The organism is Prescottella sp. D32 (genome assembly GCF_037287305.1).
GTDB lineage: Bacteria > Actinomycetota > Actinomycetes > Mycobacteriales > Mycobacteriaceae > Prescottella > Prescottella equi.
In genome coordinates, this window is sequence record NZ_JARBSW010000001.1 from 1,436,715 (window position 1) to 1,459,834 (window position 23,120).

Consider the following 23,120-nt stretch of genomic DNA (forward strand, 5'->3'; position numbering starts at 1 on the left):
CCGTCGGCTCCCCCGCATCGAGCGATCGAAGTTTTCAGATGTCGGGAAGGATAAGTACATGGCGGCCCAGCAGCCCGGAGTCGACGCGTTGACGATCGAGGACCTGCCCAGGCTTCTCGCCGGTGTGGTCGAGGTCGATGCCGACCGGATCGCGTTGACCGTCGGCGACACCACCGTCACGTACGCCCGGCTGAAGCAGGAGATCGAGAACCTCGATGCCGCGATGGGCGGCGTGCTCGGCATCGATGCGCTCGTCCCGGTCGTGCTGTCGACCGTGGCGCCCGGGTTGCTCGAGGCCCCCGAGACCGGGGGACTGCCCGGGCTGCTGAACACACTGTTCGCGGACGCTGTAGAGGTGCTCGGCGACTCGGCGACCGCCGCGCCGGCCGGATCGGCCGTAACACTCGCATCGCTGTTCGACGAGCAGGTCGCCCGCACCCCCGACGCGGTCGCGCTCGAGTACGCCGGCGCCACCCTCACGTACGCGGACCTGGACGCGCGTGCCAATCGTCTCGCGCGCCACCTGATCTCACTCGGTGTGGGACCGGACAGCCTGGTGGGTCTGGGAATCCGGCGCTCGCTCGAGCTGCTCGTCGGCATGTACGCGATCGTCAAGGCGGGCGGCGCGTACGTGCCCCTCGACCCCGATCATCCCGCCGACCGCCTCGGCTACGTCCTCGACATCGCGCGTCCCGTCGTGATTCTCACGACCACTCGGGACGAGCTGACCCTGGACACCGACACCCCGATCGTCGCGGTCGACGCCCTGGATCTGGAGGCCCACTCGGACACGCCGGTCACCGATGCGGACCGGTCGGCGCCGCTGTCGGCGGAGAACCTCGCGTACGTCATCTTCACGTCCGGCTCCACCGGCCGGCCCAAGGGCGTCGCGGTGGGGCACGGGGCGATCGTGGCCAACCTGCGCTGGCGCCAGTACATGTACCCCATGACCGACGCCGACGTCGTGCTGCAGAAGACGCCGTTCACGTTCGATGTGTCGGTGTGGGAGTTCTTCTGGCCGTTGCAGGTCGGTGCACGACTGGTGGTCGCGGCGCCCGACGGGCACCGGGATCCGGCGTACCTCGCGCGGATCATGGCCGAGCGCGGCGTCACCGTCGCGCACTTCGTGCCCTCGATGTTGTCGGTGTTCGTGGCGTCGCTGGCGAGCGGAGCGGCGGGGGACCCGACACAGCCGAGCGCGGAGGACGTCGCGACGCTGCGGAACGTCTTCGCGTCGGGTGAGGCGCTGCCGCCGCAGACGGCGGCCCGTTTCCGGGATATCTCCGGCGCCGCGCTGCACAACCTGTACGGGCCCACCGAGGCCGCCGTCGACGTCACGTTCCACGAGGTCACCGCGGACGACGAGACGACGGTCCCGATCGGTGCGGCGGTCGCCGACACCGCCCTGTACGTCCTCGACGAGGGCCTGCGGCGGGTCCCGGCCGGCACCGAGGGTGAGCTGTACCTTGCGGGCGTGCAGTTGGCCCGCGGCTACCTGCAGCGTCCCGACCTCACCGCCGACCGATTCGTCGCCGACCCGTACGGCGCACCGGGCGCGCGCATGTACCGGACCGGTGACCTGGTCAAGCTGGGCCGCTCCGGTGAGCTGGAGTACATCGGCCGGACCGACTTCCAGGTGAAGCTGCGCGGTCTGCGTATCGAACTCGGCGAGATCGAGTCGGCGCTGCTGGACCACCCGGCAGTGTCGCAGTCCGTCGTCGTGGTGCACGCCGACGCCGACCTGGGCGACCACCTTGTGGCGTACGTCGTCACCGACGGCGGCGCCGACGTGGACCGGCACGAGTTGGCCGCCGCGGTGAGCGTCCGCCTACCCGAGTACATGGTGCCGTCGCTGTTCGTCGCGCTGGCCGAGTTCCCGCTGAACGCCAGCGGCAAACTGGACCGCAAGGCCCTTCCGGCCCCGGACTTCTCGTCGCTCGCGAGTGAGTACCGGGCACCGACCACCCCCACCGAGGAGACACTCGCCGCGACGTTCGCGGAGGTCCTCGGTGCCGAGCGCATCGGCGTCGACGACGACTACTTCGCGCTCGGTGGCAACTCGCTCAGCGCCACCCGCGTCGTCGCACGCATCAACGCCGACCTGGGCATCCGCATCGATGTGCGCGACTTCTTCGACGCCCCCACCGTCGCGCAGCTCGCGGCACTCGTCGACGCGGCCGTGGCCGCGGGCGGCGACACCCGGGCCCCGCTCGTGGCGCAGGAGCGCCCCGACACGCTCCCGCTGTCGATGGCACAGCAGCGGATGTGGTTCCTCAACCGCTTCGACACCGAATCCGCGGCGAACAACATCGTCGTCGCGATCCGGCTGACCGGCGCGCTGGACGTCGACGCTCTCCGCGAGGCCGTGTCCGACGTGATCGAGCGGCACGAGTCGCTGCGCACCGTGTTCCCCGAGATCGACGGCGCCGCGAGCCAGGTGATCCTGCCAGCAGACCGGGTGAAGGTGGATCTCGCCGCGGAACCGGTGCGCGAGTCCGACGTCGCCGACGCCGTCGCGCGGACGATCTCGCAGGGCTTCGACGTCACGGCGGCCGTCCCCCTCCGGATGCGGCTGCTCGCGGTGACGCCCACCGAGCACGTGCTGGTGGTGGTGGTGCACCACATCAGCGCCGACGGCTTCTCCATGAATCCGCTCACGCGCGACATCGTCACCGCGTACGCCGCGCGATCGGCCGGTGCGGCCCCGTCATGGGCGCCGCTCGCGGTGCAGTACGCCGACTACGCGCTGTGGCAGCGCGAGGTGCTCGGCAGCGAGGACGACCCGGAGTCGGTCATCGCCCAGCAGATGCAGTTCTGGCGGGGCGCCCTGGCCGATCTGCCCGACCGCCTGGATCTGCCCGCGGATCGCCCGCGTCCCGCCGTCGCCTCGAACAACGGTGCCTCGCATCGCTTCTCGATCGGTGCCGAGACGGCGGCGCGACTCGACGCGATCGCCCGCGACCACGGGGCGTCGACGTTCATGGTGGTGCACGCGGCCCTGTCGGTGCTGCTGGCGCGTCTGAGCGGCACGTCGGACATCGCGATCGGTACCCCCGTCGCGGGCCGCGGCGAGGCAGCGCTGGACGACCTGGTCGGTATGTTCGTCAACACCCTGGTGTTGCGGGCCGACGTCCGCGGCGACCGCCCCTTCACCGAACTACTCACCGGTGTGCGCGCCACCGATCTCGAGGCGTTCGGCCATGCGGACGTGCCGTTCGAGCGCCTGGTCGAGGCACTGAGCCCGGCCCGCTCGCAGTCCCGTCACCCCCTGTTCCAGGTCGCCCTGTCGTTCCAGAACATGGACCGCACCGACCTCGCGCTCGGTGATCTGACAGTGTCGGGAGTCGACTTCGACGCCGCTGTCGCGAAGTTCGATCTGGCCGTCACGGTCGCCGAGAGCGACTCCGCGACCGGCGCACTGGACGTGGACCTCACGTACGCGACCGACCTGTTCGACGCGTCGACGATGCGGGTGTTCGCCGACCGCTTCGTCCGCGTGCTCGAGGCCGTCGCCGCCGACGCGTCCGTCGTCGTCGGTGACATCGACGTCCTCGATGCGGCGGAGCGCTCCGCGCTCACCGCCGCGTCCGGCGACGCCGGCCCGGCCCCGATGCTGCTGCCGCAGATCCTGTCCGCTGCCGCGAGCGCGGATCCGGCGCGGGCCGCGCTCGTCTCGGGCGAGCGGACCGTCGCGTACCGGGACCTCGACGAGCAGTCGTCACGACTGGCGCGCGCACTGATCGCGCGCGGCGCCGGCCCGGAAACGGTGGTCGCGGTGGCGCTCACTCGCTCGATCGAGTCGGTCGTGGCCGTGTGGGCCGTCGCGAAGAGCGGCGCGGCCTTCGTGCCGGTGGACCCGCACTATCCGGCCGACCGCGTCGCGCACATGGTCACCGATTCCCGGGCGCTGCTCGGCATCACCCGCACCGAACACGAGGGCGCCCTGCCCGCCGCGGTGCCGTGGCTCGTGCTCGACGACCCCGCGACGGCGGACGAAGTGGCCGCGCAGCCGGATGCTCCGGTGAGCGACGCGGACCGCACCGCACCGCTGCGCGTCACCAACGCCGCGTACGTCATCTACACGTCCGGATCCACGGGTGTGCCGAAGGGCGTCGTGGTCACGCACACCGGCCTGGCCGCGTTCGCGGCCGAGCAGGTGGAGCGGTACGGCATCGATTCCGATTCGCGGACACTGCATTTCGCATCCCCGAGCTTCGATGCGTCGATCCTCGAACTGCTGATGGCCTTCGGTGCGGGCGCGACGATGGTGATCGCCCCGACGTCGATCTACGGCGGTCACGAGTTGGCCGACCTCCTGCGCACGCAGCACGTCACGCACGCGTTCGTCACGCCGGCCGCCCTGGCCTCGGTGGACCCGGCGGGCCTCGAGGCCCTGCGCACCGTGGTCGTCGGCGGCGAGGCCTGCTCGGCCGAACTCGTCGCACGATGGGCGCCGGGCCGCCGGATGTTCAACGCGTACGGTCCCACCGAGGCCACCGTCGCGTCCAACATCTCCGACGCCCTCGTCCCCGGCGAGCCCGTCACGATCGGTCGGGCCATCCGCGGCGCCGACGCGTACGTCCTCGACGGCCGCCTGCGGCCCGTCCCGGCCGGCGTCCCCGGAGAGTTGTACCTCGCCGGTGCCGGAGTCGCCCGCGGCTACCTCGGCCGTCCCGCGCTCTCGGCGGAACGGTTCGTGGCCAACCCGTTCGGCCTGCCCGGCTCGCGCCTGTACCGGACCGGTGACGTCGTGCGCACCACCGCGGACCGGGTGCTCGAGTACGTCGGCCGCGCCGACGACCAGGTGAAGCTGCGCGGCTTCCGCATCGAGCTCGGTGAGATCGAATCCGTTCTCGCCCGGCACGACACGGTGGCCCAGACCGCCGTCGTCGTGCTGCGTGACCAGCTCGTCGCGTACGTGGTCGCGGCCGCGGACCGGTCGATCGAGGTGGCCGAACTGAAGGAGTTCGCGGCCCGCTCCCTCACGGCGTACATGGTGCCGGCGGTGTTCGTGGTTCTCGACCGCCTGCCCCTGACCGGCAGCGGCAAGCTGGACCGCAAGGCACTGCCCGAACCCGAGTTCGAGGCGCGGGAATTCCGGGCCCCGAGCACTCCGGTCGAGGAAGTCGTCGCCGCGGTCTTCGCCGACGTCCTCGACGTCGACCGGGTGGGCCGCGACGACGACTTCTTCGAGCTCGGCGGCAACTCGCTGCTGGCGACACAGGTATGCGCCCGCCTCGGCGCGGCGCTCGACACCACGGTCCCGGTCCGCGTCCTGTTCGACGCCTCCACCGTCGAGGCCCTCGCTGCACGGGTGTCGGCGTCCACCGGTGCGCGGACGAAGGCCCTCGTGGCCGCGCCGCGCCCGGACCGGATCCCGCTGTCGCTCGCGCAGCAGCGGATGTGGTTCCTGAACCGGTTCGAACCGGAATCGGCGGTGAACAACATCCCGCTGGCGATCCGGCTGTCGGGTGACCTCGACGTCGAATCGCTCTCTGCCGCAATCGGTGACGTGCTGGAACGGCACGAATCGCTGCGCACCGTGTTCCCCGACGTCGACGGTGTCGGCTACCAGTCGATCCGCCCGGCCTCCGAGGTTGCGGGCACGGTCACCGCCGAGGCGGTCACGGAGGCCGACCTGCCGGCGCTCGTCGAGCGAATGGTGGTCGCCGGGTTCGACCTCACCACCGATATCCCGGTCCGGGTGGGTCTGTTCGCGGTCTCGCCCACCGAGCACGTGCTGGTGCTCGTCGTGCACCACATCGCTGCCGACGGATTCTCGATGGGTCCGCTGACGCGCGACGTGATGACCGCGTATGCCGCCCGCTCGGCGGGCACGCTGCCCGCGTGGGCGCCGCTCGCGGTGCAGTACGCCGACTACACGCTGTGGCAGCGCGAAGTCCTCGGCTCGGAGGACGATCCGGAATCGCCGATGTCGACGCAGGTCGCGTACTGGAAGCGGACCCTCGCGGGGCTGCCGGATCAGCTGGACCTGCCGACGGACCGGCCGCGGCCCGCCGTCGCCGGGTACCGCGGCGCCCGCCACACAGTCGAGGTTCCGGCGGACCTGCAGTCGGCGATCGCCGAGCTCGCCCGCACCCGCGGCGTCACGCCGTTCATGGTGATGCATGCCGCGTTGTCGGTGCTGCTGGCGCGGTTGAGTGGGACGTCGGACATCGCGATCGGCACGCCGGTCGCGGGTCGTGGTGAGGCTGCTCTCGACGATGTGATCGGCATGTTCGTCAACACTTTGGTGCTGCGGACCGAGGTCGACGCCGCCGGCTCGTTCGAGGACCTGCTGGCACGGACGCGGGAGACCGATCTGGCGGCGTTCGCGCATGCGGACGTGCCGTTCGAGCGGCTGGTGGAGATTCTGGACCCGGCGCGCTCGCAGGCGCGGCATCCGCTGTTCCAGGTGATGCTGACGTTCCAGAACCTCGGCCTCACCAGCTTCGAACTCGGTGGGCTCGCGGTCTCGGACGTCGAGTTCGATTCGACGACAGCGAAGTTCGATCTGCAGGTCACGGTCACGGAAGGCGCGCCCGACCGTGGGCTGACGATCGACCTGACGTATGCGACGGAACTGTTCGACGCCGACACGATTCGTATTCTCGGTGACCGCTGTCTTCGCGTGCTGTCGGTCGTGACCGCCACACCGTCGGCGGTCGTCGGCGACATCGACCTGCTGGACGAGGTCGAGCGGTCGTTGGTGGTGGGGGAGTGGAACGCGACGTCGCGGCCGGTGCCGGACGCAACGTTGGTGGATCTGTTCGAGGCGCAGGTGGCGCGGACGCCGGATGCGGTTGCGGTGGTGTTCGAGGGTGAGTCGCTGTCGTATGCGGAGTTCGCTTCGCGGGTGCGGCGTACTGCGCGGTTGCTGATTGCGGAGGGTGTGGGGCCGGACTCGTTGGTGGGTCTGGGGATGCGGCGGTCGGTGGATCTGCTGGTGGGCATGTATGCGGTGCTCGCGGCCGGTGGTGCGTATGTGCCGATCGACCCTGATCAGCCGGCCGAGCGCAACCGGTACATCCTCGCGACCGCGAATCCCGTTCTGCTGCTTACCACGTCGCGTGACGCGGGTGACGTGCCGGGCCTGCGTAGCGTGGAGATCGACACGGTCGACGTGTCGGACTTCGCCGACGGTCCGATCGCCGACGTCGAGCGGAATGCTTCGCTGCGGTCCGGCAACACTGCGTATGTGATTTTCACGTCGGGTTCGACGGGTCGGCCGAAGGGTGTGGCTGTCGGGCATGGGGCGATCGTGAATCGTCTGGTGTGGATGCAGGCCGAGTACGGGCTGACGGAGTCGGACGTTGTTCTGCAGAAGACGCCGTTCACGTTCGATGTGTCGGTGTGGGAGTTCTTCTGGCCGTTGCAGGTGGGTGCACGTCTGGTGGTTGCGTTGCCGGATGGGCATCGGGATCCGGCGTATTTGGTGCGGGTGATGGCCGAGCGTGGTGTGACGGTGGCGCATTTCGTGCCGTCGATGTTGTCGGTGTTCGTGGCGGAGCCGGCTGTGGCCCGGGTGGGTTCGTTGCGGTTGGTGTTCGCGTCGGGTGAGGCGTTGCCGGCGTCGACGGCGGCGCGGCTGCGTGATGTGGTGCCGGGTGCGGCGTTGCACAATCTGTATGGCCCGACCGAGGCTGCGGTGGATGTGACGTTCCACGAGGTGACTGCGGCTGATGTGGCGTCGGTGCCGATCGGTGCGCCGGTGTGGAACACGCAGCTGTTCGTGCTCGATGGGCGGTTGCGTCCGGTGCCGGTGGGTGTTCCGGGTGAGTTGTATCTGGCGGGTGTCCAGTTGGCGCGCGGGTATGTTTCGCGTGCGGATTTGACGGCGGATCGTTTCGTGGCGAATCCGTTCGGTGCGAATGGTTCTCGCATGTATCGCACGGGTGATCTGGTGCGGTGGTCTGCCGACGGCGAGTTGGAGTACATCGGTCGCACGGATTTCCAGGTGAAGTTGCGTGGTCTGCGGATCGAGTTGGGGGAGATCGAGACGGCGCTGCTGGCGGTGCCGGGGATCTCGCAGTCGGTGGTGCTGGTCAAGAATGATCAGCTGGTCGCGTATGTGGTGGCGGACCAGGATCTGGACACCACTGCGGTCAAGGCGCAGCTGGCGACGTCGCTGGCGTCGTACATGGTGCCGCAGATGTTCGTGGTGCTCGATGCGTTTCCGTTGAATGCGTCGGGCAAGTTGGATCGGAAGGCGTTGCCGGAGCCGGTGTTCGAGGCGACGGTGTTCCGGGCTCCGGCGACTGCGGCGGAGGAGGTTGTCGCGGGTGTGTTCGCGGACGTGCTCGGTGTGGATCGGGTGGGTCTGGACGACGATTTCTTCGCGCTCGGCGGTAACTCTCTGGTCGCGACTCAGGTCGCTGCGCGTCTCGGTGCGGCGCTCGATGCGCAGGTGCCGGTGCGGGTGTTGTTCGATGCGTCGACGGTGGAGGCCCTTGCCGCGCGGGTGCAGTCGCTTGCGGGTGCGGGTGCGCGTAAGGCGCTCGTCGCGGGTCCGCGGCCGGAGCGGGTGCCGTTGTCGTTGGCGCAGCAGCGCATGTGGTTCCTCAACCGCCTGGAACCGGAATCGACGAGTTACAACATTCCGCTCGCGATGCAGTTGACGGGGTCACTCGACGTCGATGCCCTGCACGCGGCCCTGCGGGACGTGCTGGCGCGCCACGAGTCGTTGCGCACCTTCTACCCGGAGGACGCGGACGGTCCGCACCAGGTGATCGTTCCTGCAGCAGACGTCGAGTTCGATCTCACACCCATTTCGGTGGACCCGGCCGACGTGTACGGCCGGGTGTCGGAACTCGTCGGCAAGGGCTTCGACGTGCGCAGCGCGGTGCCGTTACGGGCGGGCCTGTTCCGACTGGACGACACCACACACGTGTTCGCGTTCGTCGTGCACCACATCAGTGCCGACGGTGTCTCGATGGCGCCGATGGCCCGCGACCTCGTCACCGCGTACGCGGCTCGGACGCAGGGCGAGGCGCCGCAGTGGCAGCCGCTTCCGGTGCAGTACGCGGACTACGCGCTGTGGCAGCGTGAGGTGCTCGGGTCCGCCGACGAACCGGGAACCGTGGCTGCCGGGCAGCTCGCGCACTGGGTACGTGCCCTCGCCGGTGCGCCGGATCAGCTCGATCTGCCGACCGATCGCCCCCGCCCCGCGGTCGCGTCGATGCGCGGCGCCGAAACCGAGTTCACGCTCTCCGCAGAGCTCCACGCGGCCCTCGAATCACTGGCGCGGGCCGAGGGGGCCTCGCTGTTCATGGTTGCGCACAGCGCCCTGGCGGTCCTCCTGGCCAGGTTGAGCGGCACCTGGGACGTCACGGTCGGCACCCCCGTCGCGGGACGCGGCGAGGCCGCGCTCGACGACCTGGTCGGCATGTTCGTGAACACCCTCGCTCTGCGTACCGAACTGACGTCCTCGATGAGGTTCACCGAGGTGGTGGCTCGGGCCAAAGAGGCCGACCTGTCTGCCTTCGCGAACGCGGACCTGCCGTTCGAGCGGGTCGTCGAGGCCGTGTCGTCGGACCGCTCCTCGGCGCGGCATCCGGTGTTCCAGACGGTGCTCTCGTTCCAGAACCAGGAACAGGCCACCCTCGCGCTGCCCGGTCTCACCGTGAGCAGTGTCCCGGACGCCGACCGAGCCGCGAAGTTCGACCTGCAGTTCACGCTGATCCCGACCGACTCGGGCACCGTCGAGGCGATCCTCACCTACGCCACCGATCTGTTCGACGAGGCGACGGTGGTGACTCTGGGGGAGCGGTTCGTCCGAATCCTCGAGGCGGTCGCCGCCGACCCCCACGCGGTGGTCGGCGACATCGAGATCGTGACCGAGGCCGAGCGCGCGCTCCTCCCCGGCTTCGCGGACTCGGAGCCGGAGGAGGCCGACGCCTCGAACACGATCGTGCCCGCCACCAGCACCCTGCCTCAGGTGCTGTCGGCGGTCGTCGAGGCCGACCCCGAGGCCCCCGCGATCGCGGACGACGGCACCGAGATCACGTACGGCGAGTTGGACGAACGGTCGTCGCGCCTCGCCCGGGTCCTGATCGCGGAAGGAGTGGGGCCGGGCACTCGGGTCCCGGTCGCGCTGGCCCGTTCGGTCGATGCCGTGATCGCCGCGTGGGCGGTACTCAAGTCGGGGGCGGCGGTCACCCCGATCGACGCGAACGACGACGCCTGGGAATCGATCGACGCTGCGCTGCCGGCGAAGCTGGGCATCACGAACTCCCAGAACAGGGCGGCCGCGCACGACGGCGTCGAGTGGATCGTCGTGGACGACGTGGCCACGCGGGCGCGGATCGACGAGCAGTCCGGACGCCCCGTCTCGTACTCCGAGCGGACCCGCCTGCTCGACGCAGGTGATATCGCCTTCGCCGCGGTGGACGGGTCCTTCGTGCTCGATCACGGCCGAGCTGTGGCGTTGGCCGAGCGGGACCGCTCCGCGTACGGGATCACGTACGAATCGAGGACCGTCTGCCTGGAACCGGCGACCTCCGTCTGGGGCGTCATCGAGCTGGTGCTGGCCTCCACTGCGGGCGCGGTGACGGTGGTCACGGCGGTCTCGGACAGTAACGTCACCGACGTTCTGGCCGACGAATGGGTGACCCACGCCTTCCTCGCGAACGCCCGTGCAGAGGCACTCGACCTGGAAGAACTCGAGGATCTCGAGGTGCTGGTCCTCACCGACGGTGGACGCTCCGTCGGCGGCCCGGACGTCCGGCGGGTCGCTGCCGACGCGGACTCGTGGTCGGTGTGAGGCGATAATGATGGTTTGTCCTGGGCGATGTCGATGTGAGGAATGAGTCACGGTGATGCGTTGTGAGATGCCGACGAGCGATACCCGAGGTGTTCCGAACGCATGAGTGAGCTGGGTCGGGAGCGGGGAACTGACGGCAACGAGAACAAGAGGGCGCGGCGTCCGCGTCCGGCGCGCAGGGAACGACCTGCGCGCCGCCCTCGTTCCGGATCGCGGACGTTGCCGCAGCTGCTGGCGTCGGCGGTCGAACGCGACCCGTCGGCGACAGCCCTCGTCTACCAGGACCGCTCCCGCACCTACGCGGACCTCGACGCCTGGTCGTCTCGTCTCGCCCGGGTCCTCATCGAACGCGGCATCGGACCAGGAGACGCCGTTGCCGTCGCCGTACCGCGCTCGATCGAGTCGGTGTCGTCGGTGTGGGGCGTCGCGAAGTCGGGCGCAGCCTACGTGCCGATCGACCCGAACTATCCGGCCGACCGTGTCGCCCACATGGTGTCGGATTCCGGGGTCGTGCTCGGCCTGACCACCACAGAGGCTCGTGACTCTCTCCCCGATTCCGTCGAATGGCTGATCCTGGACGACGAGTTCGACCGTGTCCTGGCCGAGCACTCGTCGGAGCCGATCTCGTTCGCAGACCGGACCCGAACCCTGACCGATGCCGACGCGGCCTACGTGATCTACACCTCCGGTTCGACCGGGCGGCCGAAGGGGGTGGTCGTCACCCAGGCCGGTCTCGCGGATTTCTGCGCCGAGCAGGTGCAGCGGTACAACCTCACGCCGCAATCGCGCACCCTCCACTTCGCCTCGCCGAGCTTCGACGCCTCGGTCCTGGAACTGCTCCTCGCGGTCGGTTCCGGATCGACGATGGTCATCGCCCCGCCCACGGTCTACGGCGGCGAGGAACTGGCCGCACTCATTGCAGCGCAACGGGTCACGCACGGATTCGTCACGCCCGCAGCGCTGGCATCGGTGGACCCGACAGGCCTCGACACGTTCCTCGACGTCGTCGTCGGCGGCGAGGCGTGCCCGCCGGACCTGGTGTCGCGGTGGGCCGACCCGCGTCGTCGATTCTTCAACGGGTACGGCCCGACCGAGACGACGATCATGACGGCCATCTCCGATCCGCTGGTCCCCGGGCAACCGATCACGATCGGTGGGCCCACCCGAGGCATGTCGCTGGCGGTGCTCGACGACCGGCTGCGGCCCACCCCCGCCGGTGTCGCCGGCGAGCTGTACGTGTGGGGGCCCGGCGTCGCCCGCGGCTACCACGATCGACCGGCACTCACCGCCGAACGATTCGTCGCCTGCCCGTTCGGTGAGCCCGGCACTCGCATGTACCGGACCGGCGACGTGGTGCGGTGGAACGCCTCCCAGCAGATCGAATACGTCGGCCGATCCGACTTCCAGGTCAAGATCCGCGGATTCCGCATCGAACTGGGCGAGATCGAAGCGGTCCTCGCGGCGCACGAGGACGTGGACTTCGCGGCCGTCGTCGCGCACGAATCCGGTGCCGGTGGCAAGGTGCTCGTCGCGTACGTCCGCGCCGTCCCCGGGCGTACGCTCGAAACGTCCGCGCTCCCGGAGTTCGTCGGCCGATCGCTCCCTCGGCACATGGTGCCGACCACGGTGATGCTGCTCGACGAGATTCCGCTGACTCCGGTCGGCAAACTCGACCGCCAGGCGCTGCCCGCGCCGGTGTTCGAGGCGCGCGAGTTCCGCGCGCCGGTCGGCCGCGACGAGGAACTCGTCGCGACGGTGTTCGCCGACCTTCTCGGTGTCGATCAGGTGGGCCGCGACGACGACTTCTTCGAGCTCGGCGGCAATTCGCTGATCGCAACGCAGGTGGTCGCCCGCCTGTCGGCGGCGGGCCGGGCCCAGATTCCGGTGCGGGCGGTGTTCGAGGCCTCGACCGTCGAGGCGCTCGCCGCCCGGATCCGGGCAGACTCCGCAGGTCCTGTGCGCAAGGAACTCACGGCCGGGCCGCGCCCGGACCGGATCCCGCTGTCGCTCGCGCAGCAGCGGATGTGGTTCCTGAACCGGTTCGAGCCCGACTCGACGGTGAACAACATTCCGGTCGCGATCCGGTTGACCGGAGCTCTCGACGTACCGGCCCTGCGGGCGGCTGTGGCGGACGTGGTGGAACGCCACGAGTCGCTGCGCACCGTCTTCCCCGCCGTCGACGGTGTCGGGTACCAGGTGGTGCGGCCGGCCGCCGAGATCGGCGAGCTGCTGCCGGTGGACACCGTCGCTGCCGACGATCTTCTCGAGCGGGTCGCTGCGTTGACGGGGGCAGGTTTCGACCTCACCGCCGACATCCCGTTGCGGGCCGCGTTGTTCGCGGTGTCGCCCACCGAACACGCGCTCGTCTTCGTCGTGCACCACATCGCCGCCGACGGCTTCTCGATCGGCCCGTTGACCCGTGACGTCATGGCGGCGTACGCCGCTCGCTCCGCTGGAGTCGCCCCCGGTTGGGAACCACTCGCGGTGCAGTACCCGGACTACACGCTGTGGCAGCGGGAAGTGCTCGGTGCCGAGGACGATCCCACCTCGGTGCTGGCGCAGCAGATCTCGTTCTGGAAGCAGGCGCTCGCCGGGCTTCCCGACCAGTTGGATCTGCCGACCGACCGCCCGCGCCCCGCGGTCGCGACCAATCACGGTGCCACGCATCGGTTCGCACTCGACGCAGACCTGTCCCGAGCTGTCGACGAGTTCGCTCGCCAACACTCCGTCACGCCGTTCATGGTGGTGCATGCCGCGTTGTCGGTGCTGTTGGCGCGGTTGAGTGGGACGTCGGATATCGCGATCGGCACGCCGGTCGCGGGTCGTGGCGAGGCTGTTCTCGACGATGTGATCGGCATGTTCGTCAACACCCTGGTGCTGCGTGCGGACGTGCAACCGGGTGCGTCGTTCGAGGAGCTGCTCGGGCAGGTGCGGTCGTCGGATCTGGCCGCGTTCGGGCATGCGGACGTGCCGTTCGAGCGGCTGGTGGAGATTCTGGACCCGGCGCGCTCGCAGGCGCGGCATCCGCTGTTCCAGGTGATGCTCACGTTCCAGAACCTCGGGAATGCCGAGTTCACCCTCGGCGACCTCGCCGTTTCGGAGGTCGAGTTCGACTCCGCTGCAGCGAAGTTCGATCTGCAGGTGACGGTTCTCGAGTCCGGGGCCGAGTCCGGCTATGCCGTTGCACTCACCTACGCGACGGACCTGTTCGACGCGTCGACCATGCGCATCTTCGGCAACCGGTTCGCGCGAATCCTCCACTCGGTGGTCACTCGTCCGTCGGGGGTCGTCGGCGACATCGACCTGCTGGACGAGGTCGAGCGGTCGTTGGTGGTGGGGGAGTGGAACGCGACGTCGCGGGCGGTGCCGGACGCAACGTTGGTGGATCTGTTCGAGGCGCAGGTGGCGCGGACGCCGGATGCGGTTGCGGTGGTGTTCGAGGGTGAGGCGCTGTCGTATGCGGAGTTCGCGTCGCGGGTGCGGCGTACTGCGCGGTTGCTGATTGCGGAGGGTGTGGGGCCGGACTCGTTGGTGGGTCTGGGGATGCGGCGGTCGGTGGATCTGCTGGTGGGCATGTATGCGGTGCTCGCGGCCGGTGGGGCTTACGTTCCGGTGGATCCGGATCAGCCCGCGGAGCGCAACGGCTACATCCTGGACACGGCTGCGCCGGCGGTGGTGTTGTCGACGTCGCGAGACGGTTTCGAGGTTGCGGGGCAGAGGTCTGTCCCTGTTGTCCTTCTCGACGACGTGGATGTGTCCGGGTTCTCGTCTGCCCCGGTGTCGGATGCGGATCGCATTGGGCCGCTGCGTGGTTCGAACACTGCGTATGTGATTTTCACGTCGGGTTCGACGGGTCGGCCGAAGGGTGTGGCTGTCGGGCATGGGGCGATCGTGAATCGTCTGGTGTGGATGCAGGCGGAGTATGGGCTTGCTGCGGCGGATGTGGTGTTGCAGAAGACGCCGTTCACGTTCGATGTGTCGGTGTGGGAGTTCTTTTGGCCGTTGCAGGTGGGTGCGCGGTTGGTGGTTGCGTTGCCGGATGGGCATCGGGATCCGGCGTATTTGGTGCGGGTGATGGTCGAGTGTGGTGTGACGGTCGCGCATTTCGTGCCGTCGATGTTGTCGGTGTTCGTGGCGGAGCCGGCTGTGGGCCGGGTGGGTTCGTTGCGGTTGGTGTTCGCGTCGGGTGAGGCGTTGCCGGCGTCGACGGCGGCGCGGCTGCGGGATGTGGTGCCGGGTGCGGCGTTGCACAATTTGTATGGCCCGACGGAGGCTGCGGTGGATGTGACGTTCCACGAGGTGACTGCGGCTGATGTGGCGTCGGTGCCGATCGGTGGGCCGGTGTGGAACACGCAGTTGTTCGTGCTGGATGGGCGTTTGCGTCCGGTGCCGGTGGGTGTTCCGGGTGAGTTGTATCTGGCGGGTGTCCAGTTGGCGCGCGGGTATGTTTCGCGTGCGGATTTGACGGCGGATCGTTTCGTGGCGAACCCGTTCTCCGATAGCGGTGAGCGGATGTATCGCACGGGCGACCTGGTGACGTGGACCAGTTCGGGTGAGTTGGAGTACATCGGCCGCACGGACTTCCAGGTGAAGTTGCGTGGTCTGCGGATCGAGTTGGGGGAGATCGAGACGGCGCTGCTGGCGCAGGAGTCGATTGCGCAGTCGGTGGTGCTGGTGAGGAATGATCAGCTGGTTGCGTATGTGGTGCCGGTGTCCGGGGCCGCGGTCGACGAGCAGGCGGTCAAGGCTGTGCTGGCCGAGCGTCTGGCGTCGTACATGGTGCCGCAGATGTTCGTGGTGCTCGATGCGTTTCCGTTGAATGCGTCGGGCAAGTTGGATCGGAAGGCGTTGCCGGAGCCGGTGTTCGAGGCGACGGTGTTCCGGGCTCCGACGACTGCGGCGGAGGAGGTTGTCGCGGGTGTGTTCGCGGACGTGCTCGGTGTGGATCGGGTGGGTCTGGACGACGATTTCTTCGCGCTCGGCGGTAACTCTCTGGTCGCGACTCAGGTCGCCGCGCGTCTCGGTGCGGCGCTCGATGCGCAGGTGCCGGTGCGGGTGTTGTTCGATGCGTCGACGGTGCAGGCCCTTGCCGCGCGGGTGCAGTTGCTTGCGGGTGCGGGTGCGCGTAAGGCGCTCGTCGCGGGTCCGCGGCCGGAGCGGGTGCCGTTGTCGTTGGCGCAGCAGCGCATGTGGTTCCTCAACCGGCTCGATCCCGAGTCCGCGGTGAACAACATTCCGCTCGCTATCCGGCTGTCGGGCGATGTGGATACCGAGGCGCTGGCGCTGGCGGTGCGGGACGTCCTTGCCCGCCACGAGTCGCTGCGCACGGTGTTCCCCGACGTCGACGGAGTGGGAAGCCAGCAGATCCTGAGCCCTGACACCGTCGACTTCGATCTCGGGATCGAGCAGGCCGACGAGGGCACGTTGGTCGGCCGTATCGAGGAGTGGGCGCTCGAGGGATTCGACCTCACCGCCGAAATCCCGGTCCGTGCACGAGCTTTCGCGTTGTCCTCCCGCGAGTACGTACTCGTCCTGGTGCTGCACCACATCGCGGCCGACGGGGTCTCGATGGGCCCGCTCGCGCGCGACGTGATGACGGCCTACGCGGCCCGCAGTCGGGGAGAGGCCCCCGGTTGGGTGCCGCTCGACGTGCAGTACGCCGACTACGCGCTGTGGCAGCGTGAGGTCCTCGGCAGCGAGGACGACCCGGACTCGGTGATCGCGCGACAGGTCGCCTACTGGACGTCCGCGCTTGCCGGACTTCCCGACCAGCTCGACCTGCCGTCGGACCGTCCGCGTCCCGCCGTCGCATCCAACGGCGGTGCCACGCATACGTTCTCGATCGATGCCGATCTCCGGTCCCGGATCGAGGACGTCGCACAGGCCCACGCGGCGTCGCCGTTCATGGTGGTGCACGCGGCGCTGTCGGTGCTGCTCGCGCGGCTGAGCGGTACCCCGGACGTGGCGATCGGCACGCCGGTCGCCGGCCGCGGCGAGGCCGCGCTCGACGACCTGATCGGCATGTTCGTGAACACGCTGGTCCTGCGCACCGAGATCGACGGCGGGCAGTCCTTCGCCGATCTGCTCGCGCAGGTTCGGTCCACCGACCTGGCCGCTTTCGAGCACGCCGACCTCCCGTTCGAGCGGCTCGTCGAGATTCTCGATCCCGAACGCTCACAGGCCCGGCACCCGTTGTTCCAGGTGGCGCTCGCGTTCCAGAGCGGTGTGGCGGGACAGGCCCTGGAACTGCCCGGGGTCACCGCGTCGGGGGTCGACTTCGATATCGCGCTCGCCAAGTTCGATCTGCAGGTGACCGTCTCGGACGTCGTCGACGCCGATTCCGATCGCGCAGGACTGTCGATCGGAATGACCTACGCCACCGATCTGTTCGACGCACCGACCGTCGTCTCGATCGGCGAACGATTCGTGCGGCTGCTCGACTCGCTCGTCTCCGACGCCTCGGTCCCGGTGGGGGACGCGGCGCTGCTCTCGGATCGCGAACTCGCGGCCCTCACCACCGTCGCCGGACCGCCGGTGGCGCGACTTGAGACCCTCACCGAGATTCTCGGCCGCAACGTGGCCGCCGATCCCGACGCTCCCGCACTCGGCTGCGGCGACATCGCACTGACGTACCGGGACCTCGACGAGCGTTCGAGTGTCATCGCGCGTGAGCTGATCGGTCGGGGCATCGGACCGGAGAGCGTCGTCGCTCTGTCGTTCCCTCGCTCCTGGGAGATGGTGCTGTGCGTGTGGGCGGTCGCGAAGACGGGCGCCGCCTTCGTGCCGGTGGACCCGACGTATCCGGAGGACCGGATCGAACACATGGTGACGGACTCGGCTGCGGCATTGGGTATCGCCGTAGCCGACTCGATCACCGATCTGCCGGACGCGGTCTCGTGGTGGTCGCTCGACGACCTCGAACGGTCCGCCGTCGAGGCCGGGCATTCCGCGGCACCCGTCACCGACGGAGACCGGACCCGGCCCCTGCTGCTCGATCACGCCGCCTACGTGATCTACACGTCGGGATCGACGGGCAGGCCGAAGGGCGTCGTGGTGACGCACCGTGGTCTGTCGGGTCTGGTGGATCAGTCCGTCGAGCTGTACTCGGTGACCGCATCGGATCGTGTGCTGCACATCTGCTCGCCGAGTTTCGATCCGTCCGTGTTCGAGTGGGCCGTCGCTGCGGCGGCGGGTGCGGAGCTCGTCGTCGTTCCCCCGACGATCCTCGGCGGAGAGGAGCTGCATGCTCTGCTCGCCGAGCGCAAGGTGACCGTCGCGATCATCACGCCCGCCGTTCTCGGATCGATGAACCCCGAGGGCCTCGACGATCTGCGTCTGCTGTCCGTGGGTGGCGACGCGTCGACCACCGAACTCGTCGGGAACTGGGCGCCCGACCGGCAGTTCTTCAACGCGTACGGTCCCACCGAGACCACGATCATCTCGACGCGAGGAGAGTTGTTCGCAGGCAAGCCCGTCACGGTGGGCGGGCCCGTTCCCGGTGTGGGAGCCCTCGTCCTCGACACCCGGTTGCGTCCGGTGCCCCGTGGCGTCGCCGGTGAGCTGTACCTGTCGGGCGGCGCGCTGGCACGCGGCTACCACGGTCGCGCCGCGCTGACGGCGGACCGCTTCGTGGCCAACCCGTACGGCGCTGCGGGAGAACGGATGTACCGCACCGGTGACGTCGTCCGGTGGACTGCGTCGCCGAGTGGAGAAGCGGCGGGCGCCACCGACATGTCGATCGAGTACGTCGGCCGCTCGGACTTCCAGGTCAAGGTCCGGGGCTTCCGGATCGAACTGGGCGAGATCGACGCCGCATTGACGGACTGCCCCGGCGTCTCGTTCGCGACGACCGTGGGCCACCCCATGCCGTCCGGGCAGACCGCGCTGGTGTCGTACGTTCTCGCCGACGGGGTCGACGTCGACACGATGGCCGCTCATGTGGCGTCGTTGCTGCCGTCGTACATGGTGCCCGCGTCGATAATCGTCCTGGACGAGGTACCGCTCACCGCGGTCGGCAAGCTCGATCGCCAGGCCCTGCCGGCACCGAACTTCGAGGCACGCGACTTCCGGGCCCCGGCGTCCCCGACGGAGGAGCTCGTCGCGCGGGCGTTCGTGGACGTCCTGGGAGTCGACCGGGCAGGCCTCGACGACGACTTCTTCGATCTCGGCGGAAACTCGCTCGTCGCGACCAAGCTCGTGGCCCGGCTCGGGGCGGCCCTCGGCACCCGGGTCCCCGTCCGCGAGTTGTTCGATGCTTCCACCGTGGAAGCCCTTGCGGCACGCCTGGAATCGTTCACCGGAGCGGTCCGGCACGCACTCGTGGCGCGCACCCACGACGGCCGGATCCCACTGTCGCTCGCGCAGCAGCGCATGTGGTTCCTCAATCGCCTCGAGCCCGAGTCTGCGGTGAACAACATTCCGATCGCCGTCCGGCTCACCGGAGACCTCGACGTCGAGGCCCTTCGCCAGGCGGTCGTCGACGTCGTGTCGCGGCACGACGCGCTGCGCACCCGGTATCCCGAGCACGACGGCGTCGGGTACCAGTCGGTGCTCCCCGTCGAGGATGTGGTGGCCGACTGGGACTTCGGTCCGGAGAAGGTGGGCGCCGATTCGTTGGCAGAGCGGCTGAGCGCGATCGCGCTGACCGCGTTCGACGTGACGGCCGAAGTGCCGCTGCGGGTGCGTCTGTTGGAACTGTCGCCGTCGTCGTACGTGCTGGCGCTCGTGGTGCACCACATCTCCGCGGACGGCGTGTCGATGGGGCCACTGGTTCGAGACGTCATGACCGCGTACGTTGCGCGAGCGTCCGATGCCGCGCCCGGATGGGCTCCGCTGGACGTGCAGTACGCGGACTACGCCGTCTGGCAGCGCGAGACTCTCGGTTCCGAGGACGATCCGGATTCGGTGATCGCGAAGCAGATCGCCTTCTGGAAGGAGAGACTGGCCGGCATCCCGGATCAGCTCGATCTGCCCACGGATATGCCGCGGCCGGCCGTGCAGTCGTACACCGGCGCCACCGTCGGTGCCTCGGTCGACGCCGAAACACATCGCGGCCTGGTGGAATTGGGCCGCGAGCACGGTGCGAGCTCGTTCATGGTCATGCACGCGGCCTTGGCGGTGTTGCTGGCGCGGCTGTCGCGCAGCGGCGACATCGTGGTCGGCACCCCGGTGGCGGGCCGCGGTGAGTCCGCGCTCGACGACCTGATCGGCATGTTCGTCAACACCCTCGCCCTGAGGGTCGAGGTCGACCTCGCGGAGTCGTTCGGCGATCTGCTCGAACGCGTGCGCACAGCCGACCTCGACGCCTTCGCGAACGACGATGTTCCGTTCGAGCGTCTCGTCGAGGTCCTCAACCCGGTCCGCTCCCGGGCCCGGCACCCACTCTTCCAGGTGGGCTTCTCCTTCCAGAACATGAAGAACGAGGTCCTCGAACTTCCGGGACTCGCGGTCGCCCCGGTCGACGTCGACTTCGAACTCGCCAAGTTCGATCTGCACGCCACGATCGTCGACAACGTGGACGCGAACGGCGAACCGGCCGATTTCAGCGTCGACTTCACGTATGCGACGGACCTGTTCACCGAGGCGACGGCCCACCGGTTCGCGCAGATGTACGCCCGCATCCTGCGCGGTGTCGTCGCCGATGCGTCGGTCTCGGTCGGTGACCTCGAGATGATCGACGCCGACGAGCGCGACCAGGTACTCGACCGGTGGAATTCGACCCGGCATCCGGTCGCCGACGACCTCACACTGGTCGACCTGTTCGACGCCCAGGTCGCGGCCGCCCCCCACGCCCCGGCCGTCGTGGCCGAGGGGGAACGACTGTCCTACGCGGAGTTCGACGCGCGGGTCAACCGCTTGGCGCGTCGCCTGATCGGGATGGGCGTCGGACCGGAATCCCGTGTCGCGCTGGCAATGCGGCGCTCGGTCGACCTGATCGTCGGCATGTACGCCGTCGCCAAGGCCGGTGGCGCCTACGTGCCGATCGACCCGGACCATCCCGCGGACCGCACCGCCTACATCCTCGACACGGCGCAGCCGGTCTGCGTGCTGGCCACCTCCCGCGAGGATGTCGAGACGCCTGCACACCTGCCCGTGCTGCACGTCGACCTGATCGACGGCACGGAGCACGACGGCCGTCCGATCACCGATCGCGAACGCACGTCGCCGCTGCGACCTGCGAACACCGCCTACGTGATCTTCACGTCGGGTTCGACGGGTCGGCCCAAGGGCGTCGCCGTCAGCCACGCGGCGATCGTCAACCAATTGGAATGGAAGCGCGCCGAATACGGCCTGGACGCCTCGGATGCCGCGTTGCTCAAAACCGCGGCGACGTTCGACCTGTCGGTGTGGGAGTTCTGGTCGGCGCTGACGTCCGGTGGACGACTAGTCGTCGCCACCGCGGACGGCCACCGCGACCCCGGCTACCTCGATTCGTTGATGCGCCGCGAGAAGGTGACCACGCTGCACGCGGTGCCCTCGATGCTGCAGGCGCTGCTGGTCGAGTCCGGAGACCGGCTGCCCGAGTCGCTGCGCCGGGTCCTCGCGATCGGCGAGGTGCTGCCCGCCGACACCGCCGCCCGCTTCGTGGCGGCGGGCACCGCCGAGCTGTTCAACCTCTACGGGCCCACCGAGGCCGCGGTGTCGGTCACGGCGCAGCGCGTCGCGGACACCACCGGCTCCGCGGTACCGATCGGCGGCCCCGAATGGAACACGCGACTGCTCGTCCTCGACGACAGACTGCGGCCCGTCCCCGTCGGTGTGCCCGGTGAGCTGTACCTCGCCGGCGCCCAGTTGGCGCGCGGCTACTTCGGTCGCCCGGCGCTGACCGCCGACCGATTCGTCGCCGACCCCTACGGTCCGGCGGGGGAGCGGATGTACCGCACCGGTGACGTCGTCGCATGGCGCACCGACGGCACCCTCGACTATGTCGGTCGCGCCGACTTCCAGGTCAAGGTGCGCGGATTCCGCATCGAACTCGGCGAGATCGAGGCCGCGTTGCGGGCGCACCCCGACGTTGCCGAAGCGGCCGTCATCGTGCGTAACGACGGCCGATCCGGCGACCGGCTGGTGGCGTACATCGTGCCGGCGGGCACCGCGCCGATCGGCACCGCCGCACTTGCGGCCGACCTCGCGGCCGGCCTGCCGTCCTACATGGTGCCGTCGGTGTTCGTCGAACTCGAGGCCCTCCCGTTGAACGTGAACGGCAAGATCGACCGCAAGGCGCTGCCGGCCCCTGCGGTCGAGCCGCGGCAGTTCCGGGCTCCGGAGACGCCGGTCGAGAAGGCCGTGGCCCGCGCCTTCGCCGATGCCCTCGGGGTCGACGACGTCGGTCTGGACGACGAGTTCTTCGACCTCGGCGGCAACTCGCTCGTCGCGGTGACCGTCGTGGCCGCGCTGCGCGACGCTCTCGGCGTCCCGCTGCCGCTGCAGTGGATGTTCGTCGAGCCCACGGTCGAGAGCATCGCGGCGCGGATCGAATCCGGTGCACACGCCGACGCGGACCGCGGCGACGACGAGACCGCCGGCCTCGGTGTGGTGCTGCCGTTGCGGGCCTCGGGAACGTCGGAGCCACTGTTCTGCCTCCACCCGGTCACCGGCCTGTCGTGGAGCTTCGCCGGTCTGGCCGGGTACGTCGACGAGGACCGTCCGATCTACGGCATCCAGTCGCCCGCCCTGAGCGAGGACGTCGATTTTCCCGCCAGCATCGAGGAATGGGCGGCGCTGTACGTCGACCGGATCCGGCGGATCCAGCCGAGCGGCCCCTACCACCTCGTCGGCTGGTCCCTCGGCGGATCGATCGCCCACGCCATGGCGGTACAGCTACGGGACATGGGCGAGACGGTGCAGACCCTCGCCATGCTCGACAGCCATGTCGCCGATCCGGAGACGGGCGTCGCCGAGCACGAGGACCCCTCGCTGGCCGACCTACTCGGTGATTTCGCGGCCGAACTCGCCGGTGGCGACGTCGCGCTCCGACAGCTGGATCCCGAGCGCGTCGACACCATCCTGCGCAGACTGCCGGCGCCGTTCGACCGCATCACCGGCGCGGACTGGGAACGCATCGTCGAGAGCATCGCGCACTCGTTCGGTCTCCTCGACCGCTACCGTCCGGGTGACTTCGACGGAGATCTGCTGTATTTCAGCGCAGACATGGGAGAGGCCGACGGCGCAGCGGGCTGGCGCGATTCCGTCGGTGGATCGGTCGAAGTCGTACCGGTCGCGGCCGGACACCGGCAGCTGCTGTCACCGACCGCGCTCGAAGTGGTCGGACCGGCACTCGACCGGTACCTGCGTCGCTGAACGGACACCGGTGGCCGCTCCTTCCTCGGGAGGAGCGGCCACCGGTGTGTTCACGCCG

At 69.3% G+C, this 23,120-nt stretch carries 2 protein-coding genes; both read left to right on the forward strand.

Features of this window, described 5'->3' with window-relative positions:
- Positions 1–58 precede the first annotated feature (58 nt).
- Complete coding sequence (locus PSS76_RS06600; protein ID WP_337456064.1) at positions 59–10,762, forward strand: non-ribosomal peptide synthetase; 10,704 nt, start codon at positions 59–61, stop codon at positions 10,760–10,762.
- Positions 10,763–10,864: 102 nt separating this feature from the next.
- Positions 10,865–23,062 carry a non-ribosomal peptide synthetase gene (locus PSS76_RS06605; protein WP_337456065.1) on the forward strand — a complete coding sequence of 4,066 codons (12,198 nt, stop codon included), beginning with the start codon at positions 10,865–10,867 and terminating at the stop codon, positions 23,060–23,062.
- Positions 23,063–23,120: the final 58 nt, after the last annotated feature.